14 protein-coding genes, 1 rRNA gene and 1 pseudogene are annotated in these 16,990 nt (G+C 41.2%); 4 read left to right on the top strand and 12 right to left on the bottom strand.

The features are described 5' to 3' along the window. Nucleotides 1-53: 53 nt before the first annotated feature. A 5S ribosomal RNA gene (gene rrf, locus Xets_RS02865) occupies nucleotides 54-169 on the top strand. Nucleotides 170-247: 78 nt separating this feature from the next. Here the strand turns inward: rrf and Xets_RS02860 are convergent. The 4 genes from Xets_RS02860 to Xets_RS02845 all read right to left on the bottom strand — a co-directional run bounded on the left by Xets_RS02860 (nucleotide 248) and on the right by Xets_RS02845 (nucleotide 5,722). Next, the gene (locus tag Xets_RS02860) at nucleotides 248-562 is read right to left on the bottom strand and encodes a YfiM family lipoprotein (protein WP_255430557.1); all 315 of its coding nucleotides are present in this window, start codon (nucleotides 560-562) and stop codon (nucleotides 248-250) included. Nucleotides 563-718: 156 nt separating this feature from the next. Then, nucleotides 719-2,077, bottom strand: coding sequence for a CDP-diacylglycerol--serine O-phosphatidyltransferase (gene pssA, locus Xets_RS02855; RefSeq protein ID WP_187651135.1), 1,359 nt, complete (start codon nucleotides 2,075-2,077; stop codon nucleotides 719-721). A gap of 204 nt (nucleotides 2,078-2,281) precedes the next feature. Next, entirely contained in the window at nucleotides 2,282-4,924 is a 2,643-nt protein-coding gene (locus Xets_RS02850) for a bifunctional acetate--CoA ligase family protein/GNAT family N-acetyltransferase (protein ID WP_099131076.1), read from the bottom strand. A 126-nt stretch (nucleotides 4,925-5,050) separates the two neighbouring features. After that, nucleotides 5,051-5,722 (bottom strand): tRNA-uridine aminocarboxypropyltransferase, encoded by a 672-nt coding sequence (locus Xets_RS02845; protein ID WP_099131077.1) that lies wholly within the window; start codon nucleotides 5,720-5,722, stop codon nucleotides 5,051-5,053. A 134-nt stretch (nucleotides 5,723-5,856) separates the two neighbouring features. Between Xets_RS02845 and Xets_RS02840 the strand changes: the two genes are divergently transcribed. Together Xets_RS02840 and Xets_RS02835 are read left to right on the top strand one after the other, a co-directional pair. Further along, nucleotides 5,857-6,897 (top strand): tRNA/rRNA methyltransferase, encoded by a 1,041-nt coding sequence (locus Xets_RS02840; protein ID WP_187651134.1) that lies wholly within the window; start codon nucleotides 5,857-5,859, stop codon nucleotides 6,895-6,897. Between the two features lie 297 nt (nucleotides 6,898-7,194). Beyond that, nucleotides 7,195-7,341: pseudogene (locus tag Xets_RS02835) on the top strand ((2Fe-2S)-binding protein); the annotation flags it as partial. A gap of 94 nt (nucleotides 7,342-7,435) precedes the next feature. Here Xets_RS02835 and emrB read toward each other — a convergent pair. The 5 genes from emrB to Xets_RS02810 all read right to left on the bottom strand — a co-directional run bounded on the left by emrB (nucleotide 7,436) and on the right by Xets_RS02810 (nucleotide 12,248). After that, complete coding sequence (gene emrB / locus Xets_RS02830; protein WP_187651133.1) at nucleotides 7,436-8,977, bottom strand: multidrug efflux MFS transporter permease subunit EmrB; 1,542 nt, start codon at nucleotides 8,975-8,977, stop codon at nucleotides 7,436-7,438. Between the two features lie 9 nt (nucleotides 8,978-8,986). Continuing rightward, nucleotides 8,987-10,222, bottom strand: a complete 1,236-nt coding sequence (gene emrA, locus Xets_RS02825; protein WP_099131080.1) for a multidrug efflux MFS transporter periplasmic adaptor subunit EmrA — start codon at nucleotides 10,220-10,222, stop codon at nucleotides 8,987-8,989. A gap of 242 nt (nucleotides 10,223-10,464) precedes the next feature. Continuing rightward, on the bottom strand, nucleotides 10,465-10,980 hold the full coding sequence (mprA, locus tag Xets_RS02820) for a transcriptional repressor MprA (RefSeq protein WP_099131081.1): 516 nt from the start codon (nucleotides 10,978-10,980) through the stop codon (nucleotides 10,465-10,467). A gap of 129 nt (nucleotides 10,981-11,109) precedes the next feature. Continuing rightward, a complete protein-coding gene (gene ygaH / locus Xets_RS02815) occupies nucleotides 11,110-11,445 on the bottom strand; it encodes an L-valine transporter subunit YgaH (protein ID WP_099131082.1) in 336 nt (111 codons plus the stop codon). A gap of 44 nt (nucleotides 11,446-11,489) precedes the next feature. Beyond that, the gene (locus Xets_RS02810) at nucleotides 11,490-12,248 is read right to left on the bottom strand and encodes an AzlC family ABC transporter permease (RefSeq protein WP_244208765.1); all 759 of its coding nucleotides are present in this window, start codon (nucleotides 12,246-12,248) and stop codon (nucleotides 11,490-11,492) included. Here Xets_RS02810 and Xets_RS23175 point away from each other — a divergent pair. Continuing rightward, on the top strand, nucleotides 12,130-12,396 hold the full coding sequence (locus Xets_RS23175; protein WP_244208788.1) for a hypothetical protein: 267 nt from the start codon (nucleotides 12,130-12,132) through the stop codon (nucleotides 12,394-12,396). The genes Xets_RS02810 and Xets_RS23175 overlap by 119 nt on opposite strands. 59 nt (nucleotides 12,397-12,455) lie before the next feature. Here the strand turns inward: Xets_RS23175 and proX are convergent, their stop codons facing one another. The 3 genes from proX to proV are packed head-to-tail and all read right to left on the bottom strand — an operon-like array spanning nucleotide 12,456 to nucleotide 15,832. Next, nucleotides 12,456-13,433, bottom strand: coding sequence for a glycine betaine/L-proline ABC transporter substrate-binding protein ProX (gene proX, locus Xets_RS02800; RefSeq protein ID WP_370588201.1), 978 nt, complete (start codon nucleotides 13,431-13,433; stop codon nucleotides 12,456-12,458). 25 nt (nucleotides 13,434-13,458) lie between these two features. After that, on the bottom strand, nucleotides 13,459-14,640 hold the full coding sequence (proW, locus tag Xets_RS02795) for a glycine betaine/L-proline ABC transporter permease ProW (RefSeq protein ID WP_099131084.1): 1,182 nt from the start codon (nucleotides 14,638-14,640) through the stop codon (nucleotides 13,459-13,461). Further along, nucleotides 14,630-15,832 (bottom strand): glycine betaine/L-proline ABC transporter ATP-binding protein ProV, encoded by a 1,203-nt coding sequence (proV, locus tag Xets_RS02790; RefSeq protein WP_187651132.1) that lies wholly within the window; start codon nucleotides 15,830-15,832, stop codon nucleotides 14,630-14,632. The genes proW and proV overlap by 11 nt, the downstream gene beginning before the upstream one ends. Nucleotides 15,833-16,990 lie beyond the last annotated feature (1,158 nt).

Genomic DNA, 16,990 nt, shown 5'->3' with positions numbered 1-16,990 from the left:
GAGAGAGAAGTTTCAGAGAAAGCGGGCTTGTTCGGGATTGAAAACAGAATTTGTCTGGCGGCAACAGCGCGGTGGTCCCACCTGATCCCATGCCGAACTCAGCAGTGAAACGCCGTAGCGCCGATGGTAGTGTGGGGTCTCCCCATGTGAGAGTAGGACACTGCCAGACATTCAATCAGTCAGAGAAGCCATCCGTTACCGGATGGCTTTTTTGCGTTTGGGTGCTTTAGAAATAGAAGATTAAAAATTATTTCACGGATTGATATAAACTATAACCTGCCATCGCTCCAGCTATATCATAAGCAATATCATGCCAACTCCAGCCTGTTCCTGATGGGCGGCTATCATAAAGCTCTTTTATTGCACCAATACTAACGGATAGTAATACACTAAATTGTGCACTTTCACGATGCCCCCAATGTTGACGATCACCATAAGTATTGCCCGCGGCAGCTACAATTGCAGAAAATAAAAAATGTTGTACTTTATCTTTTCCTGTCCAGTTGTCATTTGCCAGACGTATATTGGAACAAGAAGTATTCAATAGGATAGGAAAAATCATTAATATATTTCGTATCAGAGTGGTGATGTTTTTTTTCATCGCAATTCACGCCATAATTTATTTTTCTAAATCATAACCGTTTGATAAATAAGATACAAAAATCCCCTCTGGCAATAGCGAGAGGGGATTCAAAAAAACAATAATTATTTATCTATTCTACAGTATCCTACTGATTAATCGATCCACCCGAATACGGCGCAAGCGTCGTATCAGTTTGCGTACCTTAACAGGATAGAGTTGAATACTTTCTATTTCCTGATAACTGTGGATAATTTTTGTATGAGTACGGATGCAATCCAATTCCATTGTACGTTGCTTGTTCATCTCTTGGTGGGGATCGTGAATAAGAATGGCATTTTCCAGATCTAATCCCCATGCGCGAGGATTAAGGTTATTACCCGTAATTAATTGCCATTTATTATCAACCCAGATCCCTTTTAAGTGATAAGTGTTATCTTGATCTTTCCATAACCGAATAGTTAATTGTTGGCTATCGATAAACTTTTGCAGCCGACTAGTGAATCGACGTAAGTTAATTTCATACAGATAAGGCAATGCCCCAATAATTTTAAATGGCTCTTCTGGTGGAATATAAAAATCATTAGCTGTTTTATCTCCAATGATGATCTCAATTTGCTTTCCTTGGCGGAGTAGCCGAGATATTGCACGTACTAATACTGCTGGTAAATTGAAATAAGGTGTACAAATAACCAGCTTGTTTTCAGTGCAAGACATGAGATGACAAATTGTTTTGTTCAGCAGATTTTTTTTGCCCAATCCCACAAGGGGAGTTACTGCCAATTCTTCATTGGATGCTTGATTTTCAACGTGATATTCGGCATTCCTCAATGAAGCACGAAATTGGCGGATCAAATTTTTAATTTGAAGGCTACGAGGACGATTGTGGCAGGCTAAATTTTTTACGGCTTCTGCACTAATAATACTATCATCGATAAATTGCTTCATGACCACAGCAAGTTTCGCGTTATGCAGTAAATGATAACGATCGTAACGATATTTTTCATTGCGGTGCAAATAGACATCATTAATACTGGCTCCGCTGTAAATAACCGTATCATCAAAGATAAAGCCTTTCAGATGTAAAACTCCCAGTGCTTCACGAGTATTCACTGGAACACCCAGGATGGAAATGTTGACATCAGGGTAGCTTTCAGCCATGGAGCAGTACCAATCTGCATTTGTTGCCGCAGCTTCTACACCAATACGACCACGTTGGGCACGATGCCAATCGACTAGGATCTTTATATCCAGCTCAGGGCGTTTTTGTTTGGCTTCATATAATGCAGTCAGAATATCCCGCCCTGCATCATCATTTTCTAAATATAAGGCGGTGATATAGATATGCTTTTGGGCATTTTCTATACGTTCCAATACGGTGCTGCGAAATACTTTAGATTCATAAAGTGTCTCAATGTCAGCAACTGATTGCGGTAGCTTAGGCAATTGTGCAAGGTGTTGTTGGTGTTTTGCTTGTTTAAATTTGGACAACATCACAGTGCGTTTTTCTCTTAGTCTAGATGGAGTTAATACCATCATAAGGTGTATGAATCAAAATGATCTGGCGATGATACCATTAGTTTGGTTCATTGTGAGTATGAATTAACTCTCTTGAGTTGATTGCTTTAAGACTGTGCGATCTATCACGGAGTGAGCATTTTTTATCACTCATCACGAGATGCACATTGAATTTATTTTTTGCTAGAGTTTCAACATAAGATTAACAATACCGTCTTCTAACTGTATATCAATGGTAAACCCAAGTTTTTTCGCAAGTTGGATCATATTACGGTTTTCAGGCATAGTGATAGCCGTTAGTGCCTGAATACCATGTTCTCTTGTATAGTTAATCAGTTTAGTCATAAGTTGATAACCTAACGTAATCCCCTTCAGATCTGATCGGACTAATATCGCAAATTCAGCTTCGATATTATCGGGATCAGCCATAGCACGAGCGACACCAATAATTTCAGGTGTTGTTGCTGGATGTCGGATCGCTACGAATGCCATTTCTCGGTCGTAATCAATTTGGGTCATGTTTGCAAGATCATCATGAGTAAACTCGTTAATTTCACTGAAATAGCGATAATAAAGATCTTCCTTTGTTACTTGACCGATAAATGCTTTCAGCAAAGGTTCATCTTCCGGCAGGATTGGTCGTAGCAAACATTCAAGATCATCTTTGATGTAGATAGTTTCTTCCAGTTCATTAGGATAAGGCCGGATAGCCAGTCTATTGTGGGGATCGCCTGTTACTGTCATCAACTCCATTGTCACATCCAATAGCGTGAATTCATTACCTGATGCAAGCAGTGGATGGATATTCATACGAGTAATTTGAGGGCAATCGATCAGAAGATTGGATACTCTGACCAATAACTGGCTGAGGGCAAGAATATCCAGCGGCAAAAGTGAACCGCCAGATTTTATTTTGCCACTCTTAATTGCCTGAATAACCAGATAACGGGCTAATGCCATATTAAGGGGAGGAAGAGCGACAGCCGCCTGTGTTTCATGCACCCAATCAATATCTCCCTCGCCTAGCATGATTAAGGGACCAAATATCTCGTCTTGCTCAATAGCAATTCTCAGCTCTTGTGTGCCAGCCCGATTAGCCATGCTTTGTACTAATAATCCATGAATCCTGGCTTGCGGGAAGTTTTGTTTGACACGTTCAATAATCGCTTGTGTTGCGGCCTTAACTTCATCAGCATTACGTAAATAAAGCATCACTCCCTGAACCTCTGATTTATGTGGAATATCAGGGGAGCGGAGCTTTAATGCCACAGGATAGCCAATTTTTTCTGCAATATTGACCGCATCATCACTGGTATGGGCGATCCAAGTCGGTAAAGTATTTAAACCGTAAGCATCGAGAATAGGTTGTACTTCATGGGTATCCAGTCGGACATTCCCGTTATCAAGCGCCTTCTGTATACATTCATGGGCTCGAGACGTATTCGATGTGATGCCAATGGGTAAAGATGGTGTTTCTTTTAACTGTTTTTGGTTTCGCTGATATTCCACCATATGCATAAAGGCGGTAATGGCACCTTCTGGTGTCCGATAAGTTGGAATACCAGCCTCACTGAACAGACGTCGGGCTTCCAATGAAGAGTATTCTCCGCACCAATTAGTGAAAATAGTGAGCCATTTCCCACGAGGATGCTCTTTAATGGTTTGTATAACTCTAACCGCTGTAGTTTGGCTGTGGGATATGGCACTAGGAGAGTGGATTAACAATAAGGCATCATAATCATGACTATCCAAAAGTAACCTGAGTGCAGCAATATATCGTTCGGTGGAGGAGTCATCACCGATATCCAATGGATTACGTAAAAGCAGCGTGTCTGGAAGTATGCCAGACAATCCATTGATCGTTTCCTCACCTAATATAGCGAGTTTGCCAGTTCTCCTGAATAGTTCATCCAGTGCCATCGCCGCAGGCGCTGCCCCATTACTGACGATTAATAAACGTTCTCCGCGCAATGGCCGCATAAAACTCAATGTTTCCACTGCGGAGAACATTTCATGTGTATCTTGTACACGCAGTAATCCGGCGCGTTGAATGGCTGCGTCATAAGCAGCATCGAAATTTTGTTGTTCTCCCAGTAACTTCTGAACTTTCCGGGTACGACTGCTTTTCACGACCAGAATAGGTTTATTGCGTGAAGCGCTTCGGGAAGCAGAAAGAAAACGGCGGGCATCGCTGATATGTTCGAGATGCAACAAAATAGCACTGGTCTTACTGTCTCTTGCTAAAAAGTCGAGCAGGTCATCAATATCAATATCAACACTGTCACCCAAGGCAATAAAATACGAAAAACCAATATTACGATGGTTGGCCCAGTCCAGAATTGTGTTGGATATTGCTGCTGATTGTGAAATAAAGGCGAGTTTACCTTTAAGGATAGGGATCGGGGAAAAACTGGCATTTAGCCCGCTCCAGGGTGCTAAGATGCCAAGGCTATTTGGTCCCAGAATTCGAAGATGATGTTTTTGGCTGCACTGTTTCAATTCAGTAAATTGTGATGGCGGGGAGGATAAAATGATGACGGTTTTGCATCCGTGTTGAGCCAATTGCTCTAGTAAAGACAAATTGCGACTGTGATGAGTACAGATCACAGCCAGATCAGGAGATAATGGTAATTTATCGATAGAAGGATAGGCTAACACACCCAGAACGGCAGATTTGTTTGGTGTTACGGGGAGAATAGGCCCTGTAAATCCACCCATTAACAAATTTCTCATCAACACTGAACTGGCTTTTTCTGGCTTTTCAGAAGCACCAATAACGGCGATAGATTTAGGGCGTAATAATGCTTCAAGTCCGCGCTGGCTCATTTCCGGGGTTCCTTATTAGTTATCACATCAATAAACAATCACTGTTGATTAAACAATTACCATGAATAACTTTAGCCACCGTCAGTTACTTTAGCGCGGATTGTCAAGCATTACTGTGAGTTATTCCTACAGATGATTAGATTTTCCTGCCAGATATTGTTCACGAAAGTGATTGAAATGATTTAATAATGATTGTGACGCTTTAATATCCCCAGCTAATTCTAATGCCGCAGCCGCGACCTCGGCAGTACAATGTTGTTCTGTTCTGGAGGGAACCCGAAGTAAATAGTCCATTTTGGCAATATTATTAATAGACAATAGGGGAATATCATCCAAATATGGGCTTTTACGAAACATTTTTCTTGCTTCAGGCCAAGTACCATCCAATATAATGAACAGCGGTGGTTTTTGGTTAGCAGGGATCTTCTGATACACCGTACGAGGAGGCGTAGCATAACTGTCTGGGAAGATCAGATAGGGTTGTCGGGTTGGATCACGCACGACTTCGAGCAGTTGTTGATCAGGCTCGGTTCTAGACCAGAGAAAAGCGCATGTATCAGGCAGAATATCTGCAATCAACTTTCCCGTATTACTGGGTTTCATCGGCTCAGTATCGAACATGATGAGACAGAAGCGGCTTTCCGCATTTGCAGGTGAAATCATTCCACACAGACATTTTTTTTGGGGTAATAAACAATGCAGGCAACGCGGCACCCGGCACCCTCTTGCCAGAAAAGGGCGGGTAGAACGGGCAAGGCGGCGTTGGCGAAGCTGATAAACGGCGTTGTTATTTCTCATTTAAGAACTCAAACATGTTCGTGGATAAAATCAGTAAAAAATTAGCGGATATTTTAATGGATTGTCGTTACCAGAGGTAGCTTCGGGCGCGTACATCGGGTAATCTGCGCGCCATAACGCAGTTGGAGAAATAAATGAACGATTCCTATAGTGGTAAGAACGGCAAAGTCAAAGTAATGTATGTCCGCAATAATGAGGACAATAACGATAACCGTAAGGGCGGAGATCGTCGTCAAAACAGTGACAGCCGTAAGAGTGATAACCGTCCGTTTGGTAAAGGGCGTGATCAGGGTGACCGCCGTCGTGGCAATGAACGCCCAGTGCGTTCAGGCGATCGTTCTCCGTGGAGAACTATCTCCCGTCCAGAGGGCGAATCTCTTAGTCCAGAGCATCAAGGTATTAGCGGCAAAAGCAACATTGATCCTGAACAGCTTCGTCGTCAGCGTTTGGAAGAAACTCGCATCTATGGGGAAAATGCTTGTCAGGCAATGTTCCAGAACCGTCCTGATGCGATTGTTCGGGCCTGGTTTGTTCAATCGGTCACGCCGCGTTTTCGCGATGCATTGAAATGGATGGCGGCAAATCGCAAAGCTTACCATGTAGTTGACGACGAAGAGCTATCCAAGGCATCAGGTACAGAGCATCACGGTGGCGTATGTTTCCTGATTAAGAAACGCAATGGTTTGGATGTGGAAACCTATTTGCAGCAGGCACCAGTAAAAGATTGTGTATTGGCATTGGAAAATGTAGGTAACCCACATAATCTTGGCGCAATTATGCGTAGTTGTGCGCATTTTGGCGTACAGGGTGTGATTTTGCAGGATACAGCGCTGTTGGAATCAGGTGCGGCTGTTCGTACAGCAGAAGGAGGCGCTGAGCACATCAAAGGCATTGATGCAGATGGATTCACGGCTACGCTAAATCAATTCCGTAACCAAGGCTATACAATTGTGACCACATCAAGTCATAAAGGTAGCACAACACTGGCACAAGCAACATTGCCAGAAAAAATGGTCTTGGTGTTGGGTCAGGAAAGTGACGGATTAAGTGACAGCATTTGGGAAGATGGTGACATTCGTCTTTCTATTGGTGGAACGGGGCGGGTAGAAAGCCTGAATGTTTCTGTTGCAACAGGTATTATGCTGGCGGAATGGTGGCGCCAGAATAAGGTTTAATTTATTACCTATCTCAAGTTGCTATTTAGTCAAAGAATAGTGACTTGGAAATAGATAGTTTAATATCCATTGCTAATAAGGCCCTGTCTATTTAGTCAGGGCCTTATTTTATTCCCTTTATTTATTAAGTTTGTTTTTATTATTTCATAAAAAATATTTCTCAAAATTAAATAAAACACTTGTTATTATTTTAAATAAAATTATTGAGTTAAGTTTTTATTTTCTCTAAATTCGTTATTTTTTTCATGGTTATTAATAATAATCATTTTTATTATCATTTGATAAAAAAGAAAGATCATATCCTTAGTGAGCCAGAATAAATACCCTATTTATTGGATAGTCATGACCCAACGCCGTTGTTGCTGCCAAAGAAATAAATTACCAGGAGTCGGGAATTGTCACGACTGTCCTCTTGAATTTACTGCACAATCCTCTCAATCGTAAGTAATACTTTATGATGATGAGAGGGTTGTGGCTGTAGCATTTTTTTAACGGGAGTAATACTCCCGTTAAAATCTGTATATTCAATATAATAAGCTTAATGCGTTCCCCCGTGGTCTTTACCTCCGGCAGAAAAAGGCGGTTTTGCCAGCCAGATCAATAATGTCAAGATAAGGAATATACCTGCTGAAAGCCAAAAGATCTCATTGGCAGAGATAATTAATCCTTGATGAGTGATCTGTTTTGCCAGATAAGCTGATATTTGTTCATCATTCATGCTTAATTGAGCTAATTGCTGATGTATTTGCTGATAATTAGGGTTATATGGGTTGATGTACTCCGTAAGGTTCGAGTGGTGCATCGATTCACGTTGTGTCCACATTGTAGTTGTGAGAGATGTCCCGATTGAACCCGACAATATACGGGTAAAATTTGACAGGCTGGAAGCTGAGGCCATTCGTTCTGGCCCTAGCCCTGATAATGTAATGGTTGTCAATGGCATAAAGAAACATGCCATGGCAAGCCCTTGAACAAACTGAGGCCATGCTGTAGCAGCGAAACCCATGTCTGGTTCAAAGGTATACGCCCGCCAATAGAAGCAAATCGCATAAGTAATGAAACTAAATGTCACGATATAGCGCATGTCTATCTTATGGCCAAACCTGCCAATGACGGGTGACAATAACAGTGGCAGCAATCCTATAGGTGCAGCCGCAAAGCCAGCCCACGTTGCGGTATAGCCGTAAACTTCTTGCAATAGCTGTGGCAGTAAAACAATCGAACCAAAGTACATCATGAAGCCGAGACTAATACTCAGCGTACCAATGGAAAAGTTGCGTAGCTTAAACAGGGATAGATCGATTATCGGATGATCATCAGTCAGTTCCCATATGATCAGGAAAATAAGTGCGATAATAGCAGTAATAGTAAGGATAATAATTTCGGTGGAATTAAACCAATCAAGTTCCTTGCCCTGGTCAAGCATAATTTGCAGACTGCCTACACCAATCACCAGTAAAAACAGCCCAATAATGTCGATGGGGCGGATTTCCGTTTTTGTTTCTCGGCCACGCAATAGCTGCGTGATAATAAAGATAATTGCAATACCAAGGGGGATATTGATGTAAAAAATCCATCCCCAATGATAGTTATCACTGATATAGCCACCAAGGATAGGTCCACAAATGGGGGCAACAACAATCATTATCGACCATAGTGCCAATGCCATGTTGCGTTTCGCTGGTGGATAGTTATTTAACAACAAACTTTGGCAAAGGGGGAGTACGGGGCCTGCGGCCAACCCTTGCATAACGCGGAAGAAAATTAACATACCGAGGCTGTTGGAAAGGCCACATAGCCAAGATGAAAGAGTAAAAATTGCGGTAGACCAGAGGAACAATTTCACTTCACCGAAACGCTTTGCTAACCAACCGGTGATAGGAATGGAAATTGCGTTTGCGACACCGAAGGAGGTAATCACCCATGTTCCCTGCGAGCTTGATGCACCCAGATTACCAGCAATCGTCGGTATGGCGACGTTGGCAATGGTAGAGTCGAGAACAAGCATGAAAGTCGCCATTGAAAGAATAATGGTCAAAATGGCGAGTTTCGCACCTGTAAGCGGTTCTCTTGTTACCATGACCCCTCCTTAAATTTGGTTTCCTGCATTACTATTAATAATGTCAGTAACTATTTTGTTTACAGGAGCCATATCTATCGTCAAGGCTTTGGTCTGGTAGGCCGGAAGGGTACGTCCGGTGGTTGCCAGTACAGTTCCATCGGTGTTCGCTGTGTCCACGGTGACTTTTGTTGATAACCCAATTCGCAATGGATGTTGTTTTAATTGTTCAGGATCAAGTTCAATACGGACTGGCAAGCGTTGTACGACCTTAATCCAGTTTCCGCTGGCATTTTGTGCTGGCAATAGGGAAAAGGCACTACCGGTTCCCATATCGATACCTGCAACCTTGCCAGTATAGACAATATCGTCACCATAGAAATCGCTGATGATTGTAGCCGGCTGTCCAATCCGCATATTTGCCAGTTGGGTTTCTTTGAAATTGGCCTCAATCCACATATTGTTGGCGGGTACAATCGCCATCAATGGTGTTCCTGAATTGATACGGGAACCTACCTGAACGCTACGACGAGCAACATAACCATCAACAGGGCTGACAATATTGTTTCTCTGCAAGGCGAGCCAGGCATCACGAACGCCGGAGGCCGCTTTTTCGATAGCTGGCTGTTTTCCCAGTGGAGTATCCAAAATAATGGCTTGATTGCTTTTATATTGAGCTATTGCAACATCCAGATCAGCTTGGGCAGCAGAGACAGTTTCGCGCATATGTTGCAACTCTTCTTTACCAATCAAATTCTGAGTTCCCAATATTTCCCTTCGATTGAGATCACTTTGCGCTTTTCTGAGAGCAATTTTTTTCAGCTCAATGATGGCTTGATATCTTTTACTGTCGATCATGTGTTGATGAGTGATTCGGACAGTATTGGCTAATTCATTTTTGGCTCTTTCCAGGGCCAATTCGGCGTCACGAGGATCGAGTTGGATAAGAGGCTGACCACTTTTCACAAAATCAGTATTGTCAAAATTAACAGTTACGACACTACCTGCAATTTGCGACATGACTTGTATCTGATTACCTGTAACATAGGCATTATCGGTTTCTTGGCAGTGACGTAAAGTGAGAAACCAGTAAACGGTATAGCCAGCCCCAAGCAGAAGGAAAAATATTATCAATAACGTAATGATATGGCGGCGTTTCTGTTTTTTAGTCCTATTTTTTGTTTTCACCTTTGCAGGAGAGTGTTTTTCGCTTGAGGATAGCGTTTTTTCGCTAGACGGAAGTGATGCTTTCTCACTAATACTCATGGAGAGTCCCCATATTTGTTTTTAACTTATTATTAATTGTGTGGCCCCGACAGGACAAAACACGTTTCCAGTAGTGTGCGCTTACACTACTGGAAGAGACGAACGATATGGATTTAAGTATTATCTGAAGATAATAGTTAGCCATACGAAGTATCTGATGATACAGGCTAGTAGAAAAGTTTTTTTAGATCATGTTGCTATAACATGTTTTCTTAGTTCAAGACCGTCCAGAAGAAAGGCAATCACTTACTTAAACAATCCCCAATATTATCTAATTGTCCCAAAACTTTTCTCATCAATTTTTCTAACTGTTTTTTCTCCTCTGAATCCAGGATAGACCAAAGCTTAACCAGGCATTCATGCTGTGGTGGAAGTAAACTGTTCAAGAAATTTGAACCTTTTTCTGTGAGATGGAGATGGAGACAACGACGATCATTATGGCTCTCCTTTCTCTCTATCCAGCCCTGCTTTTCTAATTCATCTGCAATTCGGGTTGCATTTGTACGGGAAGAGCCTAATGCAGCGCTGAGTTCTGATGGCTGAATGCTACGGCTTTCTTTGGTATCCAGAATCATCAGAGCCATAAACAAGGTTTCATTGATTCCTTGTGCTTTCAGCATGTTGTTGCGATTTTCTAGAAGCCTGCTCTGGACATGCATAGATAAGCGAGTCAGTAATATCTCTTGATAGGGTAAACTTTTTTGCTGTGCTACACGGCAATTAAGTAACTCTTCTGTGGGAGTGAATGAACTTTCCATTGTTTAGATACCTTATTAGTTTCAACCGGTAAAGTAACTTTTGTTAAAAACCATACAAATACTATATTAAAAGTTAAATTTAGCAATTATAGTTATTTATTATCATCATATTTCTTTTAATATTGATACCTAATTCATAAATAGCTTGAATATTATTCCAAAAGCTATGGCACCAGACAGTGTTGAAATAATGATGCTTCGAGTTTTGTAGAAAAACAGACAGATGGTTAGGCTGCCAATGAGAGTCGGAAAAAATTTGTTGTGCTCCTTCATGACGTCAGGAATGCTTGAGACGATAAGGAGTGAACAAATTGATGCAATACCAATGCTGTCGAGTATGACACCCATTTTTCCTTTTTTTTCTGCCGGCGAGCGATTGACACCCAGACGCAGAGGAAGATAGCGGAATAAAAAGTTGGCAGCGCCTACAATAAGTCCGATAAGAAGTATTTTATTATCAATCATATAATGAGCTAAATATGTAATATATTAATTATGTAAGGTGCTAATCATGCATTTTTAGTTTGCAAAAGTGCGGCTAAACATCCACTCACGATCCCCGCGAGAATCGCGATGGGGATTGAAAAAAATGTGATTCCCATTAATGCGCCTAATAAAGCAGCGGTAACACAGTAGGTATTTTGTTTTTTGAAAGATGCTAACAAAAAACTTAAGAATAGAGCCGGAAGCATAAATATCATGGCAGCTTCAATGGCGGGATAAGAACTCAAATAACCGTTACCCAATATGGCCCCAGCTACGGTACCCAACACCCAAGAGAGCCAGGAACATGCTGCAATGGCGACCATCCAGTTTTCACTCCAACTTCGTTGGTCTTTAATCAATTTGGCTGTTGCTGCGGCAAAAACTTCATCAGTCAGGCCAAAGGCCCAAATTACGGTTTTCTTTTCCGACAATTTTTGTTTGATGCGATAACGCAAGGCTGGGCCATACAAAATGTGGCGGATATCCATTGCCATTACGGTTAGCGCAGAAAACCACAATGACATTCCTGCGCTCAGTAAAGCGGTGATGACAAACTGGCTGGCACCAGCATAAATGACACAGGAAAAAAATATGGCCTCTATAGGAGTAAATCCCAATTTAGTGGCGCTTAAGCCAAATGCAAAAGAGATGGGAATATAACCAATGGCGATTGGGAGACTATCCCAAATACCTTCTTTAAATGAAGAAGCCTTGTGTGGTAGAGGATTCTCGGATTCTGATGTATCAGATATTGGTATATCAGATGCAGATTTATCAGGCATTGGCATGGAGTATTTTATTTTTTTGTTAACAGATAAAACAACATTAACAAAATATGATGAAAGTGAAAATATAAAATATATAAATTATTTAAATAATATCATTGAGAACAAAGGAATTGATCGTGATAGAAGAGTGTGTGCTGGATAGTCGTGAGTTTTGTTAACATATTCACGGCTACCCAGGTGCAAAATGAAGGAAAGGTTAATTTATGCTTTGTGAACGGTTTTTCTGGCTGCTTTTAACCAACCATCTACTATTTTCTGGTGTGTTTTGATCCAGTCTTCAGCCTGGCGTTCAATATCAGCTTCTGAAATTTTAGCGTTATGCATGAGCTGATTTTGAGCACTGATATCAGCAATAGGTAAGGTCATAACAGCAAAAAGTTTCGCCGCAGTGGGGTTCTTTTCTGCCCACGCTTTGTTTGCCACGATACGCATGGAGTTGGGAGGGAAGCCATAGTTACGTCCGTTAGGCAACTGGGTATTGACGGTATCTCCCTCACTGATGGCAGAGAAGGGTACTTGAAGCCAAACGACATCTTTTCCGGGTTTCAGTACATCACTTACCCAATAAGGTGTCCAAGTGTAATAGAGGATAGGCTTACCTGCCCGATAACGGGCAATAGTGTCAGCCATCATAGCCGCATAATTGCCTTGGTTTTGTTCCACGGTATTTTTCAATCCATAAGCAGCTAAATGATGATTGATCGCACTTTCACACCCCCACCCAGGGTTACAGCCTGTCAAATCTGCTTTTCCATCTCCATTACTATCAAACAGCTTGGCAAGTTTAGGATCTTTTAATTGAGCAATATTGGTGATGTGATATTTTTCTGCGGTTTTTTTATCAATAAGATACCCTTGAGCCGCATTTACGACATAATTTCCCTTGCGATAGAAGATGTTATCTCCTCCGGCAGCTTTGTATGGGGCATCATGGAGTGGTACCCAATTGACGGCCATAAAGGTGGCATCACCAGAAGCAATGGAAGTGTAAGCAATGTTATAATCAACTTCTTTGATCGGTTTGACGTCATAGCCGAGTTTTTCTAATGCTTTGCAGACAATCAAAGTCTGAAATGTTTCCTCAGTGATTGTACTTTGTAGCGGTTGTACACTGATACCTTTGCCGGGAAGGTCAGTGGCAGATGCTATTGAGGATAATGAGAGGCTTATGAATACCATGAGAAGCGTTGCAAAAATTATCCCCTTATTCATGATCTCTTTGCATAAGGTGATTATGCGCATGGTTGTTTCCTCCTTTTGTTGCCAGGTTGGATATCGTTTTGGACGTATTATTTTGACTGGCATGATTTTGATGGACGGTTTTTTTTCTTATTGAACGAATTGAGAGAAAAAGTAGTCGCAGTAATCCTATTGGCCCAGAGTGATACCAGTGTCCTCCTCTGGTTCGATGATTTTTGCCCAAGGATTGAGTCAGGCGATCAAGGATAATGGCAAGAATGACAATGCCTGTCCCGCCAACGGCAGCTAATCCTATATCAAGACGGCCAATACCGCGCAATACCATCAGCCCCAAGCCGCCAACCGCAATCATGGAAGCGATGACGACCATAGAAAGCGCTAACATCAATGTTTGATTCACACCTGCCATAATTGTAGGCATCGCCAACGGCAATTGAACTTTGAACAACATTTGCCGTGGGCTTGCCCCAAATGATCTGGCGGCTTCAATTAAATCTGATGGAACCTGTTTTATTCCCAAAATTGTCAGACGAATAATGGGAGGTAAAGCAAAAATGATGGTGACGATGACACCGGGTACATTCCCTATGCCAAACAGCATTACGATGGGAACGAGATAAACGAAAGCAGGAGTGGTTTGCATAGCATCCAGCAAGGGGCGAACAATTTTGGCCAGCCGTTCATTGCGAGCTAATCCGATCCCAAGAGGAAGCCCAATGATAAGGCAGAACAGTAGGGCAGTTAGCACCAGAGCCATGGTTATCATCGCTTCTGACCATGCGCCAATTACACCGATCATAATCAGTGAAATTAAAGCGATTACACCTATTCCTGCACCAGCAATTTGCCAGGCGAGTAACGCAAAAAACAAAATGGTGATGGGAGGGGGCAATGTCGTCAGGAACTGCTCAAAACCAGTGAGGACAAAATCTACTGGGACGCGGATGACTTGAAAAACAGGCCGGAAGTGTATGACAACCCAATTAATGATATTGGTTACCCATGAGTCAAACGGAATTAGCTTATGCTGAAAAGGTGACATGAAATTAAAGTGTTCTGGTGGAATATTGGTTGCAGAAGTATTCAGCCAATCGTGGTTTGATGCAGGAGCAGCGGTGCCACTGTCCATCCAGGGATCACTGTTATTGGTGGGATCAGTGACTGTCTGTGGAGAGTTATTGTCCATTGGGTGCCTCCTTATCTAAGGCCTGTAGCAGTATTCCTTTGGAAATGACACCTAAATAACGGTTATTGTCATCTATGACAGGAACGGCGCAGGGAGATTGCGCGACAGTGGATATCAATTCATTCAGCGGAATATCTGCCGAAACGGCGGTTGGTTTTTCCAATATGGCATGTTCAATGGATTTTTTTTCTGCCAATGCTTGTTGCAGGGAATTGGCAGATACCACACCAATAAACTTCTGGTTTTTTTCGATTAAATAGCCATAGTTTCTGTCTTCATTATCCAGCACTTTCAATGCAGAGCGGGGACCAAAACCTGCAGCGGCATGAAGCAACGTTTCTGGTCGGCGGCGGGCAATGTCTTTGGCTGAGAAGACATGTCCAACATCCACACCACGGAAGAATGTTTTGACATAATCATTAGCGGGGCTATTCATAATCTCATCAGGTGTGCCGACCTGAACGACAATACCGTCCTGCATGATGGCAATGCGATCACCGATACGCATTGCTTCATCCAAGTCATGGGAAATAAAAACCACGGTACGTTGATGTTCCCCTTGCAGGCGCAGTAATTCATCTTGCATTTCGGCTCGGATGAGAGGATCGAGGGCTGAAAAGGCTTCATCCATTAACAGAATATCGGGATTGTTAGCCAAAGCTCTGGCTAACCCAATACGTTGCTGCATACCACCGGAAAGTTCATCGGGATAGGATAGAGCGTAGTTTTCGAGATTGACTTGTTGCAGCGTTTCAAGTGCTTTTTGATGACGCTCTTCTTTGGGGACACCCGCAAGCTCCATACCAAACGCCGTATTTTCCAGAATATTCAAATGTGGCATAAGTGCAAATGACTGGAAGACCATGCTGATCTTGCTGCGGCGAACGTCTCGTAGCTGAGTTTCTGTGATAGTGGAAATATCTTTGCCGTCGATAAGTACATGGCCTTTGGTAGGCTCTATCAGACGATTGAGAAGACGTACTAGTGTGGATTTACCTGAACCAGATAATCCCATGATCACAAATATTTCGCCTTCTTCAATGGCCAGATTGACATCTTGAACACCGACGGTGAGACCTGTTTTTTCAAATATTTGTTCTTTGCTGAGACCAGACGCTAATAACTTAAATGCTGGCCCAGGATTATTACCAAATATTTTATAGAGATTCTTAACTTCAAGTTTAACAGTCATGGAATAATATTTTCCTGTTGTTGATGATATATTGCGTTCAATTACTCCGCTGATATTTTACCAACATATACCCTAACATATTAAAATGCACTGACAACCCTTTATTTAACATTATTAATAAAAAGTTATGTTTTCACATGACATAATATTGGAGTGGTAAAGTAATTTTTTGGGTATTAATTTAATGAAATTCAACTGCGCAAATGATTTTTTTCAGAAAACAAAAAAAGTCATTATCATGAATGAATTTAATTTGGTTTTTATTTCTGGTGCATTCCATTGGTTTTTATGATTTTTTGGTTTTTTATGCTTATTTTTGAGTTGTATGGTGACACATATGCTAACCATGGAAAAATTCATTAGAATGATAAGGTTAAATTACTATCAGAATATATTTGTGGGATTAATAGATGTTATTCTATTTTGCAGGCTTTAAATGGAGTTTTTTGGTATATAAATAACGACATAACAATAGCATATGTCATTTATAATTATTGTTTTTTATAATTGATTAATCACATGGTATGGAATTGAAATTCAGTGTTCGATATTTATTTTATGTATTTTCTATGTTTTGAGATTTTACAGATAAATTTTCAATGAGTTTTTATATTAAACAGTGTGTTAATAGATCTGTAATTTAATATCTAATAATTGGTGAAATAACGAATTGAAATCCATTGTGCCTGATTCGTCATTTCCCCATTTTAAGAATAGAAAATGGTTATTGTTGAAAAAAAGAGTCAGAGGCTTGAGTGCCTGGGCGATGATCTTCACACAGTTTGTGAGTGAACGCTGTTAATGCTTGGGTATAACGGGCTTTTTCGCACCATTGAGTTGATTGGCAGCAGTGTAGTGTATCCCTTTTAGGGCAATTAGCCCCCGATTGTCGTTTTCTAACTTGGAACCGACCGATGATATACCACTGTGTTTGCCATAAATGATAACACTTCTAGTAAAATTTCTGGGTGCTATATTATTTAATAATAATAAAAACTAACATATGTGTATTATATTGAGATAATTTAATTGTGAAATTTATACTATATATGGCTGTTAATTGATTTTTTTTGTCTATATGTGGTGTTTTAATCTTTTTCAAAGAGGTAACATTAAAAATAAAGTATTATAACTTATTGGCAGAGCCATAATTTTAAT

Origin of the sequence: Xenorhabdus sp. TS4, from assembly GCF_014467265.1 — a bacterium.
Classification (GTDB): Bacteria; Pseudomonadota; Gammaproteobacteria; order Enterobacterales; family Enterobacteriaceae; genus Xenorhabdus; species Xenorhabdus ehlersii.
This window is presented reverse-complemented; position numbering and strand designations above follow the sequence as displayed.